Below are 17363 nucleotides of genomic sequence, written 5' to 3' on the forward strand. Positions count from 1 at the left end.
GGCAATTTTGCGGCAAAGGCGTCGGCCGCGGCAAAATAAAAACCCCGGCCGCAGGGGCCGGGGCTGAAGGTCTTTCAGATTATTCCCACTCGATGGTGCCGGGAGGCTTCGAGGTAATGTCATAGGTACAGCGGTTGATGCCCTTGACCTCATTGATGATCCTAGTGGCGGTTTCCCCCAGGAATTCATGGCTGAACGGATAATAATCGGCTGTCATGCCATCGACCGAGGTCACCGCGCGCAGGGCGCAGGCAAAATCATAGGTGCGGCCGTCGCCCATCACGCCAACGGTGCGGACCGGCAGGATGGCCACGAAGGCCTGCCAGATATCGTCATAAAGACCGTGCTTGCGGATCTGGTCGATATAGACCGCATCGGCCTCGCGCAGGATCTCCAGCTTTTCGCGGGTGATCTCGCCCGGGCAGCGGATTGCCAGACCCGGTCCAGGGAAGGGGTGGCGGCCGATGAAGCTTGCGGGCAGGCCCAGCTCGCGGCCCAATGCGCGGACCTCGTCCTTGAACAGCTCGCGCAGGGGTTCGACCAGTTTCAGCCCCATCTTCTCCGGCAGGCCGCCCACGTTGTGGTGCGACTTGATGGTGACCGACGGGCCGCCCGAGAAGGACACCGATTCAATCACATCCGGGTACAGGGTGCCTTGTGCCAGGAACTCGGCGCCCTCAATCGTGTTGGCGTGTTTCTGGAACACGTCAATGAACAGCTTGCCAATGATCTTGCGTTTGGTTTCCGGGTCGCTTTGGCCGTCCAGCTCGCCCAGGAACAGCTCCTGCTCATCCGCGTGGATCAGCTGGATGTTGTAATTGTCGCGGAACATCGCGACAACTTCTTCCGCCTCGTTCTTGCGCAGCAGGCCGTGGTCGACAAACACACAAGTCAGCTGATCGCCGATCGCCTCGTGGATCAGAATCGCCGCCACCGAGCTGTCGACGCCGCCGGACAGACCGCAGATCACCTGCTTGTCGCCAACCTGCTCGCGGATCTTTTCGATCATCTGCTCGCGGTAGGCGCCCATGGTCCAGTCGCCGGAAAAACCCGCCAGTTTGACAAAGTTCTCATACAGCTTGGCACCGTTCGGGGTGTGATGCACTTCCGGGTGGAACTGCACCGCATAGAAATTGCGGCTGACATCGGCGGCGATGGCAAAGGGCGCGTTGGGGGAGGTGCCGTAGACCTCAAACCCCGGGGCGATCTTGCTCACGTGGTCGCCGTGCGACATCCAGACCTGCTCGCGGTCGCTGTCGTCTGTGAACCAGCCTTCCAGCAGAGGCGGTGTCTCCACCGTGGGGGTGACAAAGGCGCGGCCGAATTCGGCGGTGCCGTGGCCGCTCTCAACCGTGCCGCCCAGCTGGTGCATCATCACCTGCTGGCCATAGCAGATGCCCAGGATCGGCACGCCATAGTCGAAAATCTCCTGCGGCGCACGCGGCGACCCTTCGCGGGTCACGCTGTCCGGCCCGCCCGAGAAGATCACAGCTTTGGGCGCCAGCTCGCGCACAAACTCCATGGTGACATTCTGATAGGGGTGGATTTCGCAATAGACGTTCAGCTCGCGCAGGCGGCGTGCAATCAGCTGCGTGACTTGGCTGCCAAAGTCGATGATGAGAAGGCGGTCATGGGATGTCTCTGTCATGCACGCGCCATAGGGCAGGAATGCCTTTTCCGCAAGAGGGTTTGCGCCTGCGCCGGCCCGCAGCCGCGATTTTCACGGCAGACCGGTCCTGAAGCTGGCCAGGGTAGGCGAAAGTTCACAGTCACGGTGCAAATGGTGCAAATGGTGCAAAATGCCCCGCCAATGTCGCTTTTCAACTTGAATGGCCGTAATCCTGCGGCGGCGTGGTGTGAGGTGGCTATAATACCCATCGCAATGAAATGCCTGTGGTGAGGATAAACCATGACAGAAGCAGCACCGCGCCGTCGCGCACGGGGTGGCGGCGGCGCCGCCCGCCGCGCCGAACGCACCAGCGTCAAGATCGAGACCGCGAAGTACATCGAGCGCAACATTCCGAACTTTGAGGTTCTGAACGAGGAAGCGCTGGAGATCATCGAATACAACGCGGATACCATCCTGGAAGAGGTCGGCGTCAACTTCGTTGACAACCCGGCGGCGCTGGAGCGCTGGCGCGAAGCCGGTGCAGACGTCAACGGCGAGCGCGTGCGCATCCCCCGAGGACTGGCCCGCAAGCTGTGCGAAACAGCTCCGTCCGAGTTCACCCAGCACGCCCGCAACCCGGAGAAATCCGTGGTTATCGGCGGCCGCAACATGGTGCTGGCGCCGGTCTACGGCCCGCCGTTTGTGCGCGACGCTCAAGGCGGACGCCGCTACGCGACCATGGATGACTTCAACAAATTCGTGAAGCTCGCCTATATGTCCAAATGGCTGCATCACTCGGGCGGCACCGTCTGCGAGCCTACCGATATCCCGGTGAACAAGCGCCACCTGGACATGCTGATGGCGCATATGACCCTCAGCGATAAACCGTTCATGGGTTCGGTTACCGAACCCAGCCGCGCGCAGGACTCGGTCGACATGGCCGGCATCCTGTTCGGCAAGGAGTTCGTTCAGAACAACACCGTGATGACCTCGCTCACCAACATCAACTCGCCGATGACTTTCGACGATGTGATGATGGGCTCGCTGGAAGTCTACGCAAAGAACAATCAGGCCTGCATCATCTCGCCCTTCATCGTTGGCGGCGCCATGGCGCCGGTGTCGGTTGCGGGCACCCTTACGCAGGTGCTGGCCGAGGTTCTGGCCGGTGTCGCCTACAGCCAGCTGTGCCGCGCAGGCGCACCGGTGATCTTTGGCGCCATGGTGACCTCGATCGACATGAACTCGGGCGCGCCGACCTTTGGCACCCCGGAAGCGTCGCACATCACCTATGGCGCCGGCCAGCTGGCCCGCCGCATGAACCTGCCGTACCGTTCGGCCGGCTCTTTCTGCGGCTCCAAACTGCCCGACGCGCAGGCGGCCTATGAGACCGCGAACTCGCTCAACATGGGTCTTCTGTCGGGCGTGAACTTCCAGCTGCACTCCTGCGGCTGGCTCGAAGGCGGCCTGGTTGCCGACTTTGAGAAGTTCGTGATGGACGCCGACCAGCTGGGTGTGCTGCACGGCCTGGCCAAAGGCGTGTCGGTGGACGAAAACGCCCAGGCGATGGACGCCATCCGCGAAGTCGGACCCGGCGGCCACTATCTGGGTTGCGCCCACACCCAGGAGAACTTCAAATCGGCCTTCTGGAAGTCCGAACTGCTCGACTACAAACCCTTTGAGCAGTGGGAAGAGGAAGGCGCGCGCGACACCTATTCGCTGGCGACCAACCGCGTCGAGAAACTGCTGGCCACTTACGAGCAGCCGGCGCTGGACCCGGCCATCAAAATGGCTCTGGACGAGTATGTGACTGAAAAGAAAGCTTCGATGCCCGACGCGTTCATGTAATCGCGCAGCTACAGCTTAGGGGCAGGGGGCAGTCGCCTCTGCCGCAGCAGAACGGCGGTCCTGAAAGGCCGCCGTTTCTGTTTTTGGCCGGGTCGCAGTATTGCGCAAAAAGGCGGCTTCGCCCGCCAGCGCGATCAGAACATCCACATGCCGGATCAGCGAATATCCCGCTTCACCTGCCTTGCGTGCGGTGTCCTGCGCGCTTTCCAGCTCCAGGAGCTGCATTACGGCAGCAGCGGGCTTGGGCAGGGTCCCGTACCCCAAAATCCGGCGCAGATCCCGCTGCCGGCTATAGTTCTGCGCCCCCAGCCGGGCAGCCCTTGCCAGAATCCGCGGGCGCCGGAGCAATGTAAGCCGGGTGTATACGTCCTGCATGGTCCTCTCCTTTCAATTCTCTGTACCGGATCTGCTATATCACAACCTATTGTGGTGTTGCGGCGAGGGGGCTACCGGCGAACGGTACGTTTTGTGATGATTATGTTTTCTCTGGAAACAATGGGGCCTGATCCGCGCATTTGTTCAACTACAGTCAGGCGTACGTGGAAAAGCCTCAGGCGCTATTGATTGCGGCTGACAGGCTGGCCTGGCTGACGACCGGGGCTTGATATATGCAAAACATACCGCACGCGTCCCTGCCTGGCTGGGTGCCGCTTGAGACATGCCGATACCTTCAGCACACAGAGGCAGGCCGCCCGATCCGGCAATTGGCCCGCAAGGCCGGGTGTCATCCCTCCACCATCCTGCGGCAGGTCAGGCGGGTGGAGACCTTGCGGGATGATCCGCTGATCGACGAAGTTCTGACCTACCTTGCCGGGCGTTACCAGGCAGCACCGGGGAAACCCGGAAAATCCGGCTCCGGCCCGGGCAAACCGGCGGGACGGGGATTGACCGCCGGGTTCGAGCAGGAGGCCGCCAGTGTTCTGACTCTGCTCAGCCGCGGCGGTGCGGTTCTGGCTGCGGCTGAGGGCATGGAAATGGCCGTGGTGGTGCGCGAAGGCACCGAGGCAGACGGGCAGAAAGTGGCCGTCTCGCGCCCGCTGGCCGGTGCATTGGCGCTGACCGGCTGGATTTCCTGTGCCCGCCGGGGCCGGATCAGCCGGTATGCCATCACCCCATCAGGGCGCAGCGCCTTAAACCGGATTATTGCCGATCAGGAGAACCGGGCGCGGGCCCGTCTGGAGGGCGGCTTTGCCGAAGCCCAGACGCCGTTTCTGGCACCCGAAGACAGCGACAAATCCAGTTATGGCCGCAAGCCGCGCTACGGCGGATCCGAGACGCCGCTGGAGATGCTGGCCCGGCTGTCGGACAAGGATGGCAATTCCTTTTTGACCCCAGGCATGATCAGCGCCGGAAAGCGCCTGCGGGAGGATTTCGAGCTGGCTCAGATCAGCAGCCATCTGATGCAGGAGAAGCTGTATTTTGCTAAAGGCAGCCAAGAGCTGCGCAGCAGCAGCCAGGAAGCCGGGGCTGCGGCGCGCAAGCGCATGACAGAGGCGCTGCAGACGCTGGGGATGGGGCTGAGCGATATCGCTCTGCGCTGCTGCTGCCATCTGGAAGGGCTGGAAACCGCTGAACGCAATCTGGGCTGGCCTGCGCGCTCGGGCAAGGTGGTGCTGCGTATCGCGCTGCAGCATTTGGCAGATTACTACGGCGAGACCAGCGCGAAGGAGGCTGAGCTGATCGGCTGACCGCGCAGGCCCGGCAAACGAAAACGGGCCCGCATTTGGCGGACCCGTATTAGTGCCTGAATTGGCAACGCCTTAGGCGGCGACTTCTGCCTTGGCTTCTTTCAGGTGCTTCAGCACGGTCTCGGGAGAAGAGACACCATAGGGGTCATCGCCGTGGTTGTCGGACAGGCCCGGCTCTTCGAACCATGCTTCAACAACACCGTTGTTGATGATGGCGGCATAGCGCCAGGAGCGGTTGCCGAAGCCCAGGTTGTCCTTGGCGACCAGCATGCCCATCTTGCGGGTGAATTCGCCGGAGCCGTCCGGGATCACGTCCACGTTTTTCAGGTTCTGCGCTTCGGCCCATTTGTTCATCACAAAGCTGTCGTTGACCGACATGCAATAGATCGCGTCGATGCCTTCGGCCTGAAAGTCGGCAAAGCCGTTTTCAAAGCCCGGCAGCTGGTAGGTCGAGCAGGTGGGGGTGAAGGCGCCGGGCAGCGAGAACAGCACAACGCGCTTGCCTGCAAAATAATCCGCAGTGGTTTTGTCTTCCCAGCGGAAGGGGTTCGGGCCTTCGACCGCTTCGTCACGGACGCGGGTGTGGAAGGTCACGTCGGGCAGCTTAACGCCAGCTTTCATTTCGGAATGCTCCTGAAGGTGGGTGTTCGTTCGGCGGGCAGGCTTAAAACGATTCTAAGCCGGTATCAACAAGTCCGTGAGCAAGATGTGAAGGTTCCGGACAAGACGCCGCAGATGCGCCGCCCGGACGCCAAAAGGCGGCGTGCCGGGCGTGGTTATTCCTCCTTCTGGAGATGTGCTGCCGGTCAGGCCGCCGCCTTCTTGATCGTCACTGTGGTGCCGCGCAGTTTGCGTTCGGCCGCGGCAGTGAGGTCATTGAATTTCTTCAATGTGGCCAGCAGCTTCTTCTTGTCCTTGGAATCGTTGATTATGCCGGGGAACTTCTTTTTTACCGTCTGGTACTGGTCGTTGATCTTCTTCAGGTCTTTGTATTTCGCCGCCGCTGCCTTCAGATCCGGCGCTGCGGCTTTCAGGTCTTGCCCGGCCTTGTCGATGGCCGATACGCAATGAGCGTTGATCGCCTTTACCAGCACCCCGACCCGGTTGGCGTATTTCTTCAGGTTCCGGTCCACCAGCAGCTGCGGCAGCTCGGTTGCATCCAGCTTCTTATCCTTCGATTCATCGCTTTCCTTCAGAATCTTGTCCACGGTCTTCTGGAAATTCGCAGCATAGAATTTCTGCGCCGCGTTCAGCTTGCCCTCATATTGCATTGCTTTCTTAACTTCGGCGGCTTCCTTGGTCAGCTTGTCCTGCAGGGCTTCGATGTCCTTCTTCGAGGCCGACGTCTTGGACCGCTTTTTCAGATCCTTGCCAATGTCGGCCAGCAGCTTGTCCAGCTTCGCCAGATGCGCCTTGGCGTCGCCGCAAAAGCCCAGCATGGCAGTAAGTTCTTCCTGATGGATATCCACCGCCTTGTTCCAGGTGGTCAGCCCGTCCTTGAAGCTCTTGTTCTTTTGCAGGTCCGCCATCTTCTTGGACTCGACCCCGTCCTTGCGCGCTTTGGCCAGGCTTTCACGGAAATAGTCTTCGCCCTCCCAGGCGTTGCCCAGGGAAATGCCGACCCGTTTCTTAAGCTTTTCGCCCTCAGCGGTGGTGAATTTCTTGCTGTCTGCAGCCAGTTTCTTGTGTTCTGCTTTGAACTTTTCCAGCTCCTTGGCCATGCGTCCCTCCCTGAATGATTTGCAGCGAAATCTTCTTGCTTCGCGTGAATTATGTGTTCCCCGGCGTCACTTTGGCAAAGGAAAACGGCGCATTTGCGAAGTTTGAGCCATGATAAGGCTGCAGGGCAGGGTTGACGATATGCCCGTGCCAAGCCAATTCAGCTATGTTAAACCTGCGCAGAACGCCAAAGGCCGGAAGGGAAACCCACGTGAGAGACCTAAAGATCCCGGAGCAGCGCCACCCCGAAAAGGCGCATCGTCCCGATAATGCTCAGCCAAAAAAGCCAAGCTGGATCCGGGTCAAGGCGCCGGGCGGCAAAGGTTATGCGGAAACGCATAAAATCATGCGCGACAATAAGCTGACGACGGTGTGTGAAGAAGCCGGCTGCCCCAATGTCGGCGAATGCTGGAGCCAGGGCCACGCCACCATGATGATCATGGGCGAGGTCTGCACCCGCGCCTGTTCTTTCTGCAACATCGCCACCGGCAAGCCGCCCGAGGCGCTGGATGTGTTTGAACCGGGCCGGGTGGCGGATGCGGTGCAAAAGCTGGGGCTGAACCACGTTGTCATCACATCGGTCGATCGCGACGATATCGAGGACGGCGGCGCCGAGCATTTTGCCCAAACCATCCGGGCGGTGCGCCACCGCTCGCCGAAAACAACCATCGAAATCCTTACTCCGGATTTCTTGAAATGCGATCCCTCGGTGCTGGAAAAAGTCGTGGAAGCGCGGCCTGACGTGTTCAATCACAATCTGGAAACCGTGCCGGGCCTGTACCCGGAGGTCCGCGCCGGTGCCCGCTACTTCCACTCGCTGCGGCTGTTGCAGCGGGTCAAGGAACTGGACCCGTCGATGTTCACCAAATCCGGCATCATGGTTGGCCTGGGTGAAGACGCGCAGGCAGTGAAGCAGGTGATGGACGACATGCGCGCTGCCGACATCGACTTCCTGACCATCGGTCAGTACCTGCAGCCGACGCCCAAGCACCACGCGGTGGACCGCTTCGTGACGCCGGAGGAGTTCAAGACCTACGAGAAGGCCGCCTATGGCAAGGGCTTCCTGATGGTCTCGGCAACGCCGCTGACGCGCTCATCCTACCATGCTGGCGACGATTTTGCCCGCCTGCGCGATGCCCGCAATAAGAAACTGGGGCTTGCATGACGCCTGAGCGTTTGGCGCAGCTGACCCGGCTGCGCCGCGCCCTGCACCAGATCCCGGAGGTTTCCGGCGCGGAGGAAAAGACCGCTGCCATGGTGGCGGACTATCTGCGCGGGCACGCCCCAGACCATCTGCTGACCTCCCTCGGCGGCCACGGTGTTGCTGCCGTTTATGAGGGCAGGGCGGACGGCCCCACGGTCCTCATCCGCTGTGAACTCGACGGGCTGCCAATTGAGGAACTCTCGGATCACCCCTATCGATCCGCCCACGCGGGCCGCGGTCATCTCTGCGGCCATGATGGCCATATGACGATGGTGGCGGCACTGGCAGAGGATTTGGCGGCAAACCGCCCCGCCAAGGGCCGCGCCGTGCTTCTGTTCCAACCCGCTGAGGAAACCGGCAAGGGTGCCGCGGCGGTGATTACTGATCCTGCATTCCAGCAAATCGCACCGGACTATGCCTTCTCCCTGCACAATCTGCCGGGGCTTCCGGTGGGACAGGTTGCCTTGTGTTCCGGCGCAGCTAATTGCGCGTCGCGCGGAATGCGGATCAAATTGACCGGCAAGACCTCCCACGCTGCCGCGCCGCAGGACGGGGTGTCGCCTGCAGGTGCCATTTCCCAGCTTCTGCCGGGCCTGGTTGCCTTGGGCAGCGGTGGTGATCCGGGGGCGGATTTTGCGCTGGTCACGCTGACCCATGCCCGGCTGGGCGAAGCCGCCTTTGGCATCGCTCCGGGCGAGGGCGAGGTCTGGGCCACCCTGCGCACTGTCACGGATGCGCGGATGGACCAGCTCATTGCAGATGCCGCAGCACTGGCGGAACAGGTCTGCGCGGCCGAGGGGCTGGGGCTTTCAATTGAATTCGACGATGTCTTTGACGCCTGCACCAACCATTCGGAGGCGGTGGAGGTGCTGCAGGCCGCCTGCGCCGCAGCCGGCCACCCGGCGCAGATGCGGGACTATCCGCAGCGCTGGTCCGAGGATTTCGGCCAGTTCGGCAAAGGCGCCAAGGCGGCGATGTTCTGGCTAGGCTCCGGCGAAGATCAGCCGCAGCTGCACAACCCGGATTTCGATTTCCCGGATGCGGCAATCCCGGCCGGCGCCGGGATCTTTCTGCACACGCTCAGAAACCTGCTGGGCTGACTGTCAATTCACCAGCGCATCAACAACGGCAACTGCGCCGATGATGGCCAGCGTGTCTTTGACCACCTCAAAGATCTTGTCGCCCTGGCGCACATAGCGGTGCCCGTCGCGCGGCGGCTCCAGCCCCCAGCGGTGGTAGTCATCCACATAAATCCAATCACCGCCTTGGATATGGCCGTGATCAGGGCCGTTTTTGGCGCGTTGGCGTTTCTTGACCTGGCCCGGCGCATAATGAGCCGCGCTGTTCTTGTGGCCCGGCGCCCATTTCGGCGGTCCTGCGTGGGACACTGCGGGGGCAAGGGCAAGACCCATGGCTGCTGCTGCGGCTGCCGCCATTACCTTCTTCATTGCGGATTTCCTGTCGTCACTGCTTCTTCGCTTCAGTTGATCGAGACGGGCAGAAAAGGCAAATCCGCTGCGCTGGAAACCGCCGGCAGCAGCGGGCCGGCAGGCGGAGCTGTGCCGGTACGCGGCGGCGCGCAGGTTTCTGAATTTTGTGGCATTTCTGCACGAAGCCTGCGGCTGGCTGCACAGGTCGTGTGCAGGGGGCACGCAGGGAGCCTGGTCACCTAGGCACGCGCAGGGCGGGCGAGTCCGCCCGCCGCTTGGGGCTTGGCCTAGTCCTCGCCGGTGAACCGCACTTTGCCGATATGCGGCAGGTTCCGGTTGCGCTGCGCATAGTCGATGCCATAGCCGACAACAAATTCGTCGGGGATTTCGAAACCCACCCAATCCGAGCGGAAATCCACTTCACGCCGCGATGGCTTGTCCAGCAGCGCAATGGATTTCAGCCGCGCCGGATTGCGGCTTTGCAGCAGGTGGGTGACATGGTTCAGCGTGTGGCCGGTGTCGACGATGTCTTCCACCACCAGCACGTCACGCCCTTCAATGGCGCCGCGCAAGTCCTTGAGAATACGCACTTCCCGGCTGCTTTCCATTAAGTCGCCGTAAGATGATGCCTCGAGGAAATCAACCTCGATCGGCAGGTCCAGCTCACGCACCAGATCGGCGATGAATACGAAACTGCCGCGCAACAGGCCAACCACGACCAGCTTGTCAGTATCGCGGAATTCAGCCTTGATTTCCCCGCAAAGCTCTTCGATCCGTGCTGCAATGGCCTTGGCCGAGATCATCACATCAATGACATATGGACGCTGTGACATGGCTGCCCCCTTGAATTTCCCGCGCGTTCATAGGACATGACGCGGCACAATTGTAGCAGAAAATCAGCAGGCCGATGCCCACACACTCGGAAACCCGCCAGATGCCCTATTCGGCGCAGCAGATGTACGATCTGGTGGCCGATGTCGCACAGTACCCGAAATTCCTGCCTTGGTGTGCCGCCGCCCGCATCCGCAGCCGCGCACCGATCGGCGGGGCCGAAGTGTTGGAGGCGGATCTGGTGATCTCCTTCAAGGTGTTCCGTGAACGCTTTGGCAGCCGGGTGACGCTGTATCCGGGCGAGCGTAAGATCGATACCGAATATCTGGACGGCCCATTTCGCTACATGAAGTCCCACTGGGCCTTTGCCCCGCGCGAGGACGGCACCTGTGATGTGTCTTTCTTTGTTGATTTCGAATTCAAGAACGCGGTGCTGCAGGGTATCATCGGCGTGGTCTTCAACGAGGCGATGCAGCGCATTGTGCGCGCTTTTGAACGCCGGGCGGCGGAGCTGTACACCTGACACGCGCTTTGACCGGCATTTCTGAATTGACTTGAGGCGGGCTTGAAGTTGTATCGGGGCTGGTCTCAATATCAATCAGGAAAGGTTGCGCCGGGATGGAACAGGACTTTTGGCAGGCGCGCTGGCGCGAGAACCGGATCGGCTTTCACGAAGATGCGCCCAACACCCTGCTGACGCAGCATTTTCCAAAGCTGGGCTTGCACGCGGGCCAGTCGGTTTTTGTGCCGCTTTGCGGTAAGGCACTGGACCTGGACTGGCTGTGCACCCAAGGGCTGCAGGTATCCGGGATTGAATTCAATCAGGGCGCTGTTGAGGAGGTTTTTGCCCGCCAGGGTCTGGAGCCTGAGGTGATCCGGCAAGGGGACCTTATATGTTTCCAGGCGGGCGCGCTGACCCTTTTTGCGGGTGACTTCTTTGCGCTGACCCCGGCGCATATTGGCCAAGTGGATGTAATTTACGACCGGGCGGCACTGGTCGCGGTCAAGCCTGAGGATCGCGAGGCCTATGCCGCGCACATCAACAGGATTGCAGGCCCGGCACAACAGTTGCTGGTCGGGTTTGATTATGACCAGTCTTTGATGGAAGGACCGCCGTTTTCGGTGCCAGGTGAAACTGTGCGGGCATTGTATCAGGAAACCCATGCAATCACGCTTGCCGAGGAACGTGCGGCAGACGGCCGGATCGGTGAGCGCTGCAATGCGCTGGAGCAGGCCTGGCTGCTGAAACCGCTGGTTTAGAACGCAAGACGGGCCCCCGAGGGGACCCGCCCGGTGCGGAAATTGCACCGTCTGCCGTGAGTGGCGGCATGCGCCATAGCCGGGGTCAGCTGTTCATGTCGTACGCACGCTCACCATGTACTGAAAGATCGAGGCCGTTGGTCTCGCTTTCAAGATCCACGCGCAAAGACGTGATGAAAGCGGAGATTTTCACCAGCGCAATGGTTACAGCCACGGTAAAGACGCCGACAATGGCCAGCCCGCCCAGCTGCGCGGTCCAGGTGCCGGCGCCGAAGAGCGCAATCATGATTGTGCCAAAGATACCGCCGACGCCATGCACGGCAAACACATCCAGCGTGTCGTCGATCTGCATCTTGTTGCGCACCAGGTTGACCATCTCCTGGCACAGCACGCCGGCAATGGCGCCGATGATCAGCGCTTCCATGGGCCCGACAAAGCCGGAGGCCGGGGTGATAGAGGCAAGCCCCGCAATGGTGCCGGTGACCAGACCCACCAGCGACGCCTTGCCGTATTTGATCTTTTCCCACATCGCCCAGCTGAGCGACGCAGTAGCAGCAGAGATATGTGTCACCGTCAGCGCCATTGCGGCCCCGCCGTCCGCGGCCAGCTGCGAGCCGCCATTGAAGCCGAACCAGCCGACCCACAGCATCGCGGCCCCGATCATCACATAGCCGGGATTGTGCGGCGGGATGGCGCGGTTTTTACGCGGGCCAAGGTAGAAGGCGATGATCAGCGCAGCGATACCTGCGGTCTCATGCACCACGATGCCGCCGGCAAAGTCCTTCACACCCGTTTCGCCGAAGATACCGCCATCGGCCAGGAAACCGCCGCCCCAGATCCAATGCACCACCGGCGCATAGCACAGCAGCATCCAAAGCCCCGAGAACACGAGGACAAAGCCAAAGCCCACCCGCTCCACATAGGCGCCGACGATCAGCGCGGGCGTGATGATGGCAAATGTCATCTGGAAGGCAAAAAACAGAACCTCGGGCAGGGTGCCGGACAGGCTGTCGGCGGTGACACCGTTCAGGAACATTTTGTCCAGCCCGCCCCAGATGCCGGAAGTGCCGCTGCCAAAGGCGATTGTGTAGCCGAAGGCGAGCCACAGAACGCTCATCAAACAGGCAATGGCGTAGCAATGCATAAAGACGCTGAGAACATTGCGGGCACGTACAAGCCCGCCGTAAAACAAGGCCAGCCCTGGCAGTGTCATGAAAAGGACCAGGGCCGTGGCCACAATGATCCATGCGGTGTCCGCTCCGTTCATCCGAGTGTTCCTTCCCCTTGAAAAACCGGTGAGGTCAGGAGAAAGCGGAAAACCTGCGCGAAAAAAAGCGGCAGAGGTTCGCAAGCCGCACAAATCGGCGGCTTTTTTGCAAGTGCCGGTTTTTTGGGCAGGCTTTTGCAGGTGCTGCCCGGAATGCGGCCGGTTTAAGAAATTGCCTGCACCAGCAGGAACAGCGCGTGATCGCGGGCCGCTGTTCGGACATTGGCGCGGCCAATGGCGCCGAAGTCCACGGTTTCAGTCACCGCAGGATAGCCTGCACGCGCCAGGCCAAAACAGACGCGGCCCTCGGGTTTGAACTCTGATCCGCCGGGACCGGCGATGCCAGTGACAGAGACCGCGAGCGAAACACCTGCCTGTGCCACCGCACCTGCGGCCATCTCAGCCGCGACCTCCTCGCTGACCGCCCCTTTGGCGTCCAGAGTTTCCGCCTTCACGCCCAGCATCTGCATCTTGGCGTTGTTGGAGTAGGTGACAAAGCCGCGGTCGACCACGGCGGAGGAGCCGGGAATATCCGTCAGCGCCGCGGCAATCATGCCGCCGGTGCAGCTTTCGGCGGTGGCAATGGTGAGACCTGCCGCCTTTGCCTGGGTGATCAGTTTTGCCACATCCACACTCATAATCCCAGTACCCCGTGCGAGAAGCCGGCCAGCAGGGCAACGCCGATGGCGGCCATGATGCCGGCGATGACATCATCCATCATAACACCAAACGGGCCCTCTTTGCGATCTGCCCAGCCGACAGGGCCGGGTTTCCAGATGTCGAACAGGCGGAACAGCAGGAACGCGCTGATCCAGCCAGGCCAAAGTGCGGTGATAGGAATGCCATGCGCCCAGGCCGGATAGGAGATGGCCCAAAGCGCGATCCACTGGCCTGCGACCTCATCCACCACGATTTCCGATGGGTCGTGGTCGTCGCTGCCGGCGGTCATGATCTTGGTCGCCCAGATGCCAGCGGGGATGCAGGCAAGGGTCGCCAGGGCCAGCAAGGGAAATCCGCCCAGCTGATGCAGCCCGTAGGCCAAGGGCAGGGCGGCCAGCGATCCCCAGGTGCCAGGGGCCGGGCGCATATAGCCAACGCCGCAGACGGTGCCGATCATCTGGGCCGGTGTCATGTCTTCACCAGGGCAGCGGTGGCGATGGCGGCGATGCCCTCGCCGCGGCCGGTGAAGCCAAGGCGTTCAGACGTGGTGGCCTTGATCGAAACCCTGTCAGCCTCGATACCCAGGATTTGGGCCATGACGTCACGCATGCGGGCCGCGTGGGGGCCGACTTTGGGGTATTCACAGACCAGGGTGCAATCGATGTTCGACAGGGTGAACCCCATCTCGCGCGCCAGATTGGCGGCATGGCGCAGGAAAATCTCGCTGGCAGCACCCTTCCACTGCGGATCGGAGGGCGGGAAATGCTGGCCAATGTCGCCGCGGGCCAATGCGCCATAGATCGCATCGGTGACGGCGTGCATCCCGACATCGGCGTCGGAGTGGCCCTGCAGGGTTTTCTCATGCGGGATTTCGACACCGCAGAGGATCACGCTGCCGCCGGGGCCGAACCGGTGCACGTCGTAGCCATTGCCAAGCCTGATATCCATGTCAGCTCCCAGAATGCGTTCCGCCCGGGCAAAATCCTCGGGGCGGGTTATTTTGATATTGTCCGGCTCGCCCGGAATGATTGCAACGTCAAGACCTGCGGCGCGCGCAACCTCAACATCATCTGCGGCACCGCCGGGATGGGCGTTGTGGGCAGCGAGGATTGCGCCGTAGCGGAACCCTTGCGGGGTTTGCGCCGCAAATAAGCCATTGCGGTCCTGAGTACCCGTGACGGTGTTCTCTTCGCCAGTCCACAGCGCGTCGGTCACAGCAAGCGCCGGGGCAGCTGCAGGTACCTCGTCCAAGGCATTGAGAATGCTGTGGATCAGATCGCTGCTGATACAGGGGCGGGCGGCGTCGTGGATCAGCACTTTCTCCACGCCATGCGTCTCCAGAGCCTTCAGCCCGTTCAGGACAGAGGCTGCGCGTTCGGCACCGCCCTCGGCCAGGATCAAGCTGGGGCGACCGGAGAACTCGTCCCAAGCGGCGGTGTCATCGGGCGACAGCACAAGCACCGTGAGATCCACACCTGCTTTGTCAAAGGCCTCCAGCGTCCAATCAATCACCCGGCGGGTTTTCAGCGGACGCCATTGTTTCGGCGTGCCGCCGCCTGCACGGGTGCCTCGGCCGGCGGCGACGATCAGGGCTGCGGTGGTCATGCGGGCCTCATGATAAGTTCGGCATTTGTTTATGAGGTGGCGCAGGGATAGGCAATCACCCCACGGAATGTGCCTGAAAAATAGGCAAGTGGTGATTTGCTGTGCCTTGCAAAGCGCAGTTTCATTGCTGCATAGCAAAGGCTTCGGGTAAAAACACCTCAGTTGCACAAGGATTAGGCAGTTGTCCTTCACGCTTGGAACCACCTCCATGTCTCCGCCGATCGCGCTGGCGCCGATGGCTGGAATCACCGACCGTCCGTTCCGGGACCTGGTCCGCTCTTTCGGAGCAGGGCTGATGGTGAGTGAGATGGTGGCAAGCCAGGAGATGGTACAGGCCAAGCCTGGCGTGCGCGAACGGGCGGAGTTGAGCGCAGATGTGGAGAACACTGCGGTGCAGCTGGCCGGACGGGATGAATACTGGATTTCCGAGGCCGCGAAACACGTCGCCGGGCAGGGCGCGCGGATCATCGACATCAACATGGGCTGCCCTGCCAAAAAGGTGACCAATGGCTATTCAGGCTCAGCCCTGCTGAAGACGCCGGATCACGCGCTGCGGCTGATCGAGGCGGTGGTCGGTGCGGTGGATGTGCCGGTGACGCTGAAGACCCGGCTGGGCTGGGACGACAACTGCCTGAACGCGCCGGATGTGGGGCGGCGGGCCTGCGATGCCGGCGTGCAGATGATTACGATTCATGGCCGCACCCGCTGCCAGTTCTACAAGGGGTCGGCGGATTGGAAGGCGATCCGGGGCGTCAAGGACGCTGTGACAGTGCCGCTGCTGGCCAATGGCGACATCGTGGACACAGCAACCGCACGCCGGGCGCTGGAATTGTCCGGTGCTGACGGCGTGATGATCGGGCGCGGCGCCGAAGGCAAGCCCTGGCTGCTTGCTCAGGTGGCCCATGAGCTATGGGGCACCCCGGCGCCGGAGATCCCGGAAGGGGATGCGTTGATCCTAATGGTTTCAGAGCATTACAAGGCGATGTTGGAGTTTTACGGGCAGGACCTGGGCGTGCGCGTCGCGCGCAAGCATCTGGGCTGGTACATGGATGAGGCCGGGACCGGCCCCGCGATGCGCCGGGCGGTGCTGACGCAAAAAGACCCGGCAGAGGTCCTGGCCCTGCTGCCGGAGGCGCTGAGCGCGCAAGATGCGGAGGCCGCCGCATGATGGACAGTGCCGCCCTCTGGGCCTCTCTGCCAGTGCCCGCGTTCCTGATCGATTCCCGGGACAGGATCGCCGATGTGAATGCGGCGGGTGAGGGATTTCTGAATACGTCGCGCAAGGCGCTGGTGGGGCAGCCCGTTTGGGACACGCTGGCCATTGACGCGCCGATTGAAGAAGCCTTTGCCCGCGCCCGTGTTCAGGGCACGCCGCTGTTCGTGAATGACATTGATGTCGGTTCGGGCAGCCGGGCGCCGCTGCAATGCGGGGTGCAGATCGCCCCTTTGCAGGGGCAGGAGGGTGTGATGCTGCTGATGGTCACCCCGCGCGAACTTGCCGGGCGGATGACCCAGACTCATTCGGCGAAATCTGCCGCCGCCTCGGCCATTGGCATGGCGGAGATGCTGGCACATGAGATCAAGAACCCGCTGGCGGGGATCACTGGCGCGGCCCAGCTATTGAGTATGAACCTGAGGTCCGAAGACTTGGAACTGACTGAACTGATCGTCAGCGAAAGCCGCCGGATCGTGAAACTTCTGGATCAGGTGGAGCAGTTCGGAAACCTGACCGGGCCGGCCTTCAAACCGGTGAATCTGCATGATGTGCTGGACCGGGCGCGGCGGTCGGCGCTGCTGGGGTTTGGTGCCCGCATGACTATAACGGAAAACTACGATCCCTCGCTGCCGATGGCCTGGGGGGATGCGGATCAGCTGCTGCAGGTGGTGCTGAACCTTCTTAAGAATGCATCGGAAGCGGCTGATAATAAGGGTGGAAATATTTCCATCCGTACTTTTTATGAGCATTCCTTCCGGCTGCGCCGCAGTGATGGAACAGGTAAGCTTCTGCCGCTGCAAATTGAAATCTGCGACGACGGGCCGGGGCTGCCGGAGAAGATCAAGGATGACATATTCGACCCGTTTGTATCGGGCCGGGAGAATGGCACCGGGCTGGGGCTTGCGTTGGTGAGCAAGATCCTCTCGGAGCATAATGGCTGGATATCCGTAAGCTCGGTTCCCGGGCGCACGCTGTTCCGGCTGTCGCTGTCGCGCGTGCCGCGTGACGCAAAACCGCAGGAGAGCTGAT

The 17363-nt window shown here is 61.6% G+C and carries 18 protein-coding genes; 8 read left to right on the forward strand and 10 right to left on the reverse strand.

Features of this window, described 5'->3' with window-relative positions:
- Positions 1-79: 79 nt before the first annotated feature.
- Entirely contained in the window at positions 80-1648 is a 1569-nt protein-coding gene (guaA, locus tag L1069_RS00265; protein ID WP_211037601.1) for a glutamine-hydrolyzing GMP synthase, read from the reverse strand.
- Positions 1649-1909: 261 nt separating this feature from the next.
- Here guaA and L1069_RS00270 point away from each other — a divergent pair, with 261 nt between their 5' ends.
- Positions 1910-3454 (forward strand): trimethylamine methyltransferase family protein, encoded by a 1545-nt coding sequence (locus L1069_RS00270; protein ID WP_129370763.1) that lies wholly within the window; start codon positions 1910-1912, stop codon positions 3452-3454.
- Positions 3455-3469: 15 nt separating this feature from the next.
- Here L1069_RS00270 and L1069_RS00275 read toward each other — a convergent pair whose 3' ends face one another.
- Complete coding sequence (locus L1069_RS00275; protein WP_134829789.1) at positions 3470-3829, reverse strand: DUF6477 family protein; 360 nt, start codon at positions 3827-3829, stop codon at positions 3470-3472.
- A gap of 383 nt (positions 3830-4212) precedes the next feature.
- On the opposite strand from L1069_RS00275, the gene L1069_RS00280 reads away from it, so the two are divergent.
- Positions 4213-5142, forward strand: a complete 930-nt coding sequence (locus L1069_RS00280) for a DUF6456 domain-containing protein (RefSeq protein ID WP_343328033.1) — start codon at positions 4213-4215, stop codon at positions 5140-5142.
- Between the two features lie 72 nt (positions 5143-5214).
- On the opposite strand, the gene L1069_RS00285 is transcribed toward L1069_RS00280, so the two are convergent.
- A complete protein-coding gene (locus tag L1069_RS00285; RefSeq protein ID WP_237454413.1) occupies positions 5215-5763 on the reverse strand; it encodes a peroxiredoxin in 549 nt (182 codons plus the stop codon).
- A gap of 185 nt (positions 5764-5948) precedes the next feature.
- On the reverse strand, positions 5949-6863 hold the full coding sequence (locus L1069_RS00290; RefSeq protein ID WP_237454414.1) for a hypothetical protein: 915 nt from the start codon (positions 6861-6863) through the stop codon (positions 5949-5951).
- Positions 6864-7072: 209 nt separating this feature from the next.
- On the opposite strand from L1069_RS00290, the gene lipA reads away from it, so the two are divergent.
- Entirely contained in the window at positions 7073-8026 is a 954-nt protein-coding gene (gene lipA / locus L1069_RS00295) for a lipoyl synthase (protein WP_237454415.1), read from the forward strand.
- Positions 8023-9165 carry an amidohydrolase gene (locus L1069_RS00300; RefSeq protein ID WP_237454416.1) on the forward strand — a complete coding sequence of 381 codons (1143 nt, stop codon included), beginning with the start codon at positions 8023-8025 and terminating at the stop codon, positions 9163-9165. The genes lipA and L1069_RS00300 overlap by 4 nt, the downstream gene beginning before the upstream one ends.
- 3 nt (positions 9166-9168) lie before the next feature.
- Here L1069_RS00300 and L1069_RS00305 read toward each other — a convergent pair whose 3' ends face one another.
- Positions 9169-9513: a hypothetical protein gene (locus L1069_RS00305; RefSeq protein ID WP_237454417.1), complete on the reverse strand. Its 345-nt coding sequence runs from the start codon at positions 9511-9513 to the stop codon at positions 9169-9171.
- Between the two features lie 269 nt (positions 9514-9782).
- Entirely contained in the window at positions 9783-10328 is a 546-nt protein-coding gene (hpt, locus tag L1069_RS00310) for a hypoxanthine phosphoribosyltransferase (protein ID WP_237454418.1), read from the reverse strand.
- 74 nt (positions 10329-10402) lie between these two features.
- Between hpt and L1069_RS00315 the strand changes: the two genes are divergently transcribed.
- Entirely contained in the window at positions 10403-10849 is a 447-nt protein-coding gene (locus L1069_RS00315; protein WP_129370771.1) for a type II toxin-antitoxin system RatA family toxin, read from the forward strand.
- A gap of 95 nt (positions 10850-10944) precedes the next feature.
- Positions 10945-11586 carry a thiopurine S-methyltransferase gene (gene tmpT / locus L1069_RS00320; protein WP_237454419.1) on the forward strand — a complete coding sequence of 214 codons (642 nt, stop codon included), beginning with the start codon at positions 10945-10947 and terminating at the stop codon, positions 11584-11586.
- An 85-nt stretch (positions 11587-11671) separates the two neighbouring features.
- Here the strand turns inward: tmpT and L1069_RS00325 are convergent, their stop codons facing one another.
- From L1069_RS00325 to L1069_RS00340, 4 genes are all read right to left on the reverse strand, one after another.
- Positions 11672-12853, reverse strand: a complete 1182-nt coding sequence (locus L1069_RS00325) for an ammonium transporter (protein ID WP_237454420.1) — start codon at positions 12851-12853, stop codon at positions 11672-11674.
- Positions 12854-13017: 164 nt separating this feature from the next.
- Positions 13018-13485, reverse strand: a complete 468-nt coding sequence (locus L1069_RS00330) for a CinA family protein (RefSeq protein ID WP_134831291.1) — start codon at positions 13483-13485, stop codon at positions 13018-13020.
- 2 nt (positions 13486-13487) lie between these two features.
- On the reverse strand, positions 13488-13985 hold the full coding sequence (locus tag L1069_RS00335) for a phosphatidylglycerophosphatase A (RefSeq protein WP_237454421.1): 498 nt from the start codon (positions 13983-13985) through the stop codon (positions 13488-13490).
- Positions 13982-15118 (reverse strand): bifunctional 2-C-methyl-D-erythritol 4-phosphate cytidylyltransferase/2-C-methyl-D-erythritol 2,4-cyclodiphosphate synthase, encoded by a 1137-nt coding sequence (locus tag L1069_RS00340; RefSeq protein ID WP_237454422.1) that lies wholly within the window; start codon positions 15116-15118, stop codon positions 13982-13984. Before L1069_RS00340 ends, L1069_RS00335 begins: the two co-directional genes overlap by 4 nt.
- Before the next feature lie 181 nt (positions 15119-15299).
- Here L1069_RS00340 and dusB point away from each other — a divergent pair, with 181 nt between their 5' ends.
- Complete coding sequence (gene dusB / locus L1069_RS00345) at positions 15300-16286, forward strand: tRNA dihydrouridine synthase DusB (RefSeq protein WP_237454423.1); 987 nt, start codon at positions 15300-15302, stop codon at positions 16284-16286.
- On the forward strand, positions 16283-17362 hold the full coding sequence (locus L1069_RS00350; RefSeq protein WP_129370777.1) for an ATP-binding protein: 1080 nt from the start codon (positions 16283-16285) through the stop codon (positions 17360-17362). Before dusB ends, L1069_RS00350 begins: the two co-directional genes overlap by 4 nt.
- Position 17363: the final 1 nt, after the last annotated feature.

The organism is Leisingera sp. MMG026 (assembly GCF_021654205.1).
Taxonomy (GTDB): domain Bacteria; phylum Pseudomonadota; class Alphaproteobacteria; order Rhodobacterales; family Rhodobacteraceae; genus Leisingera.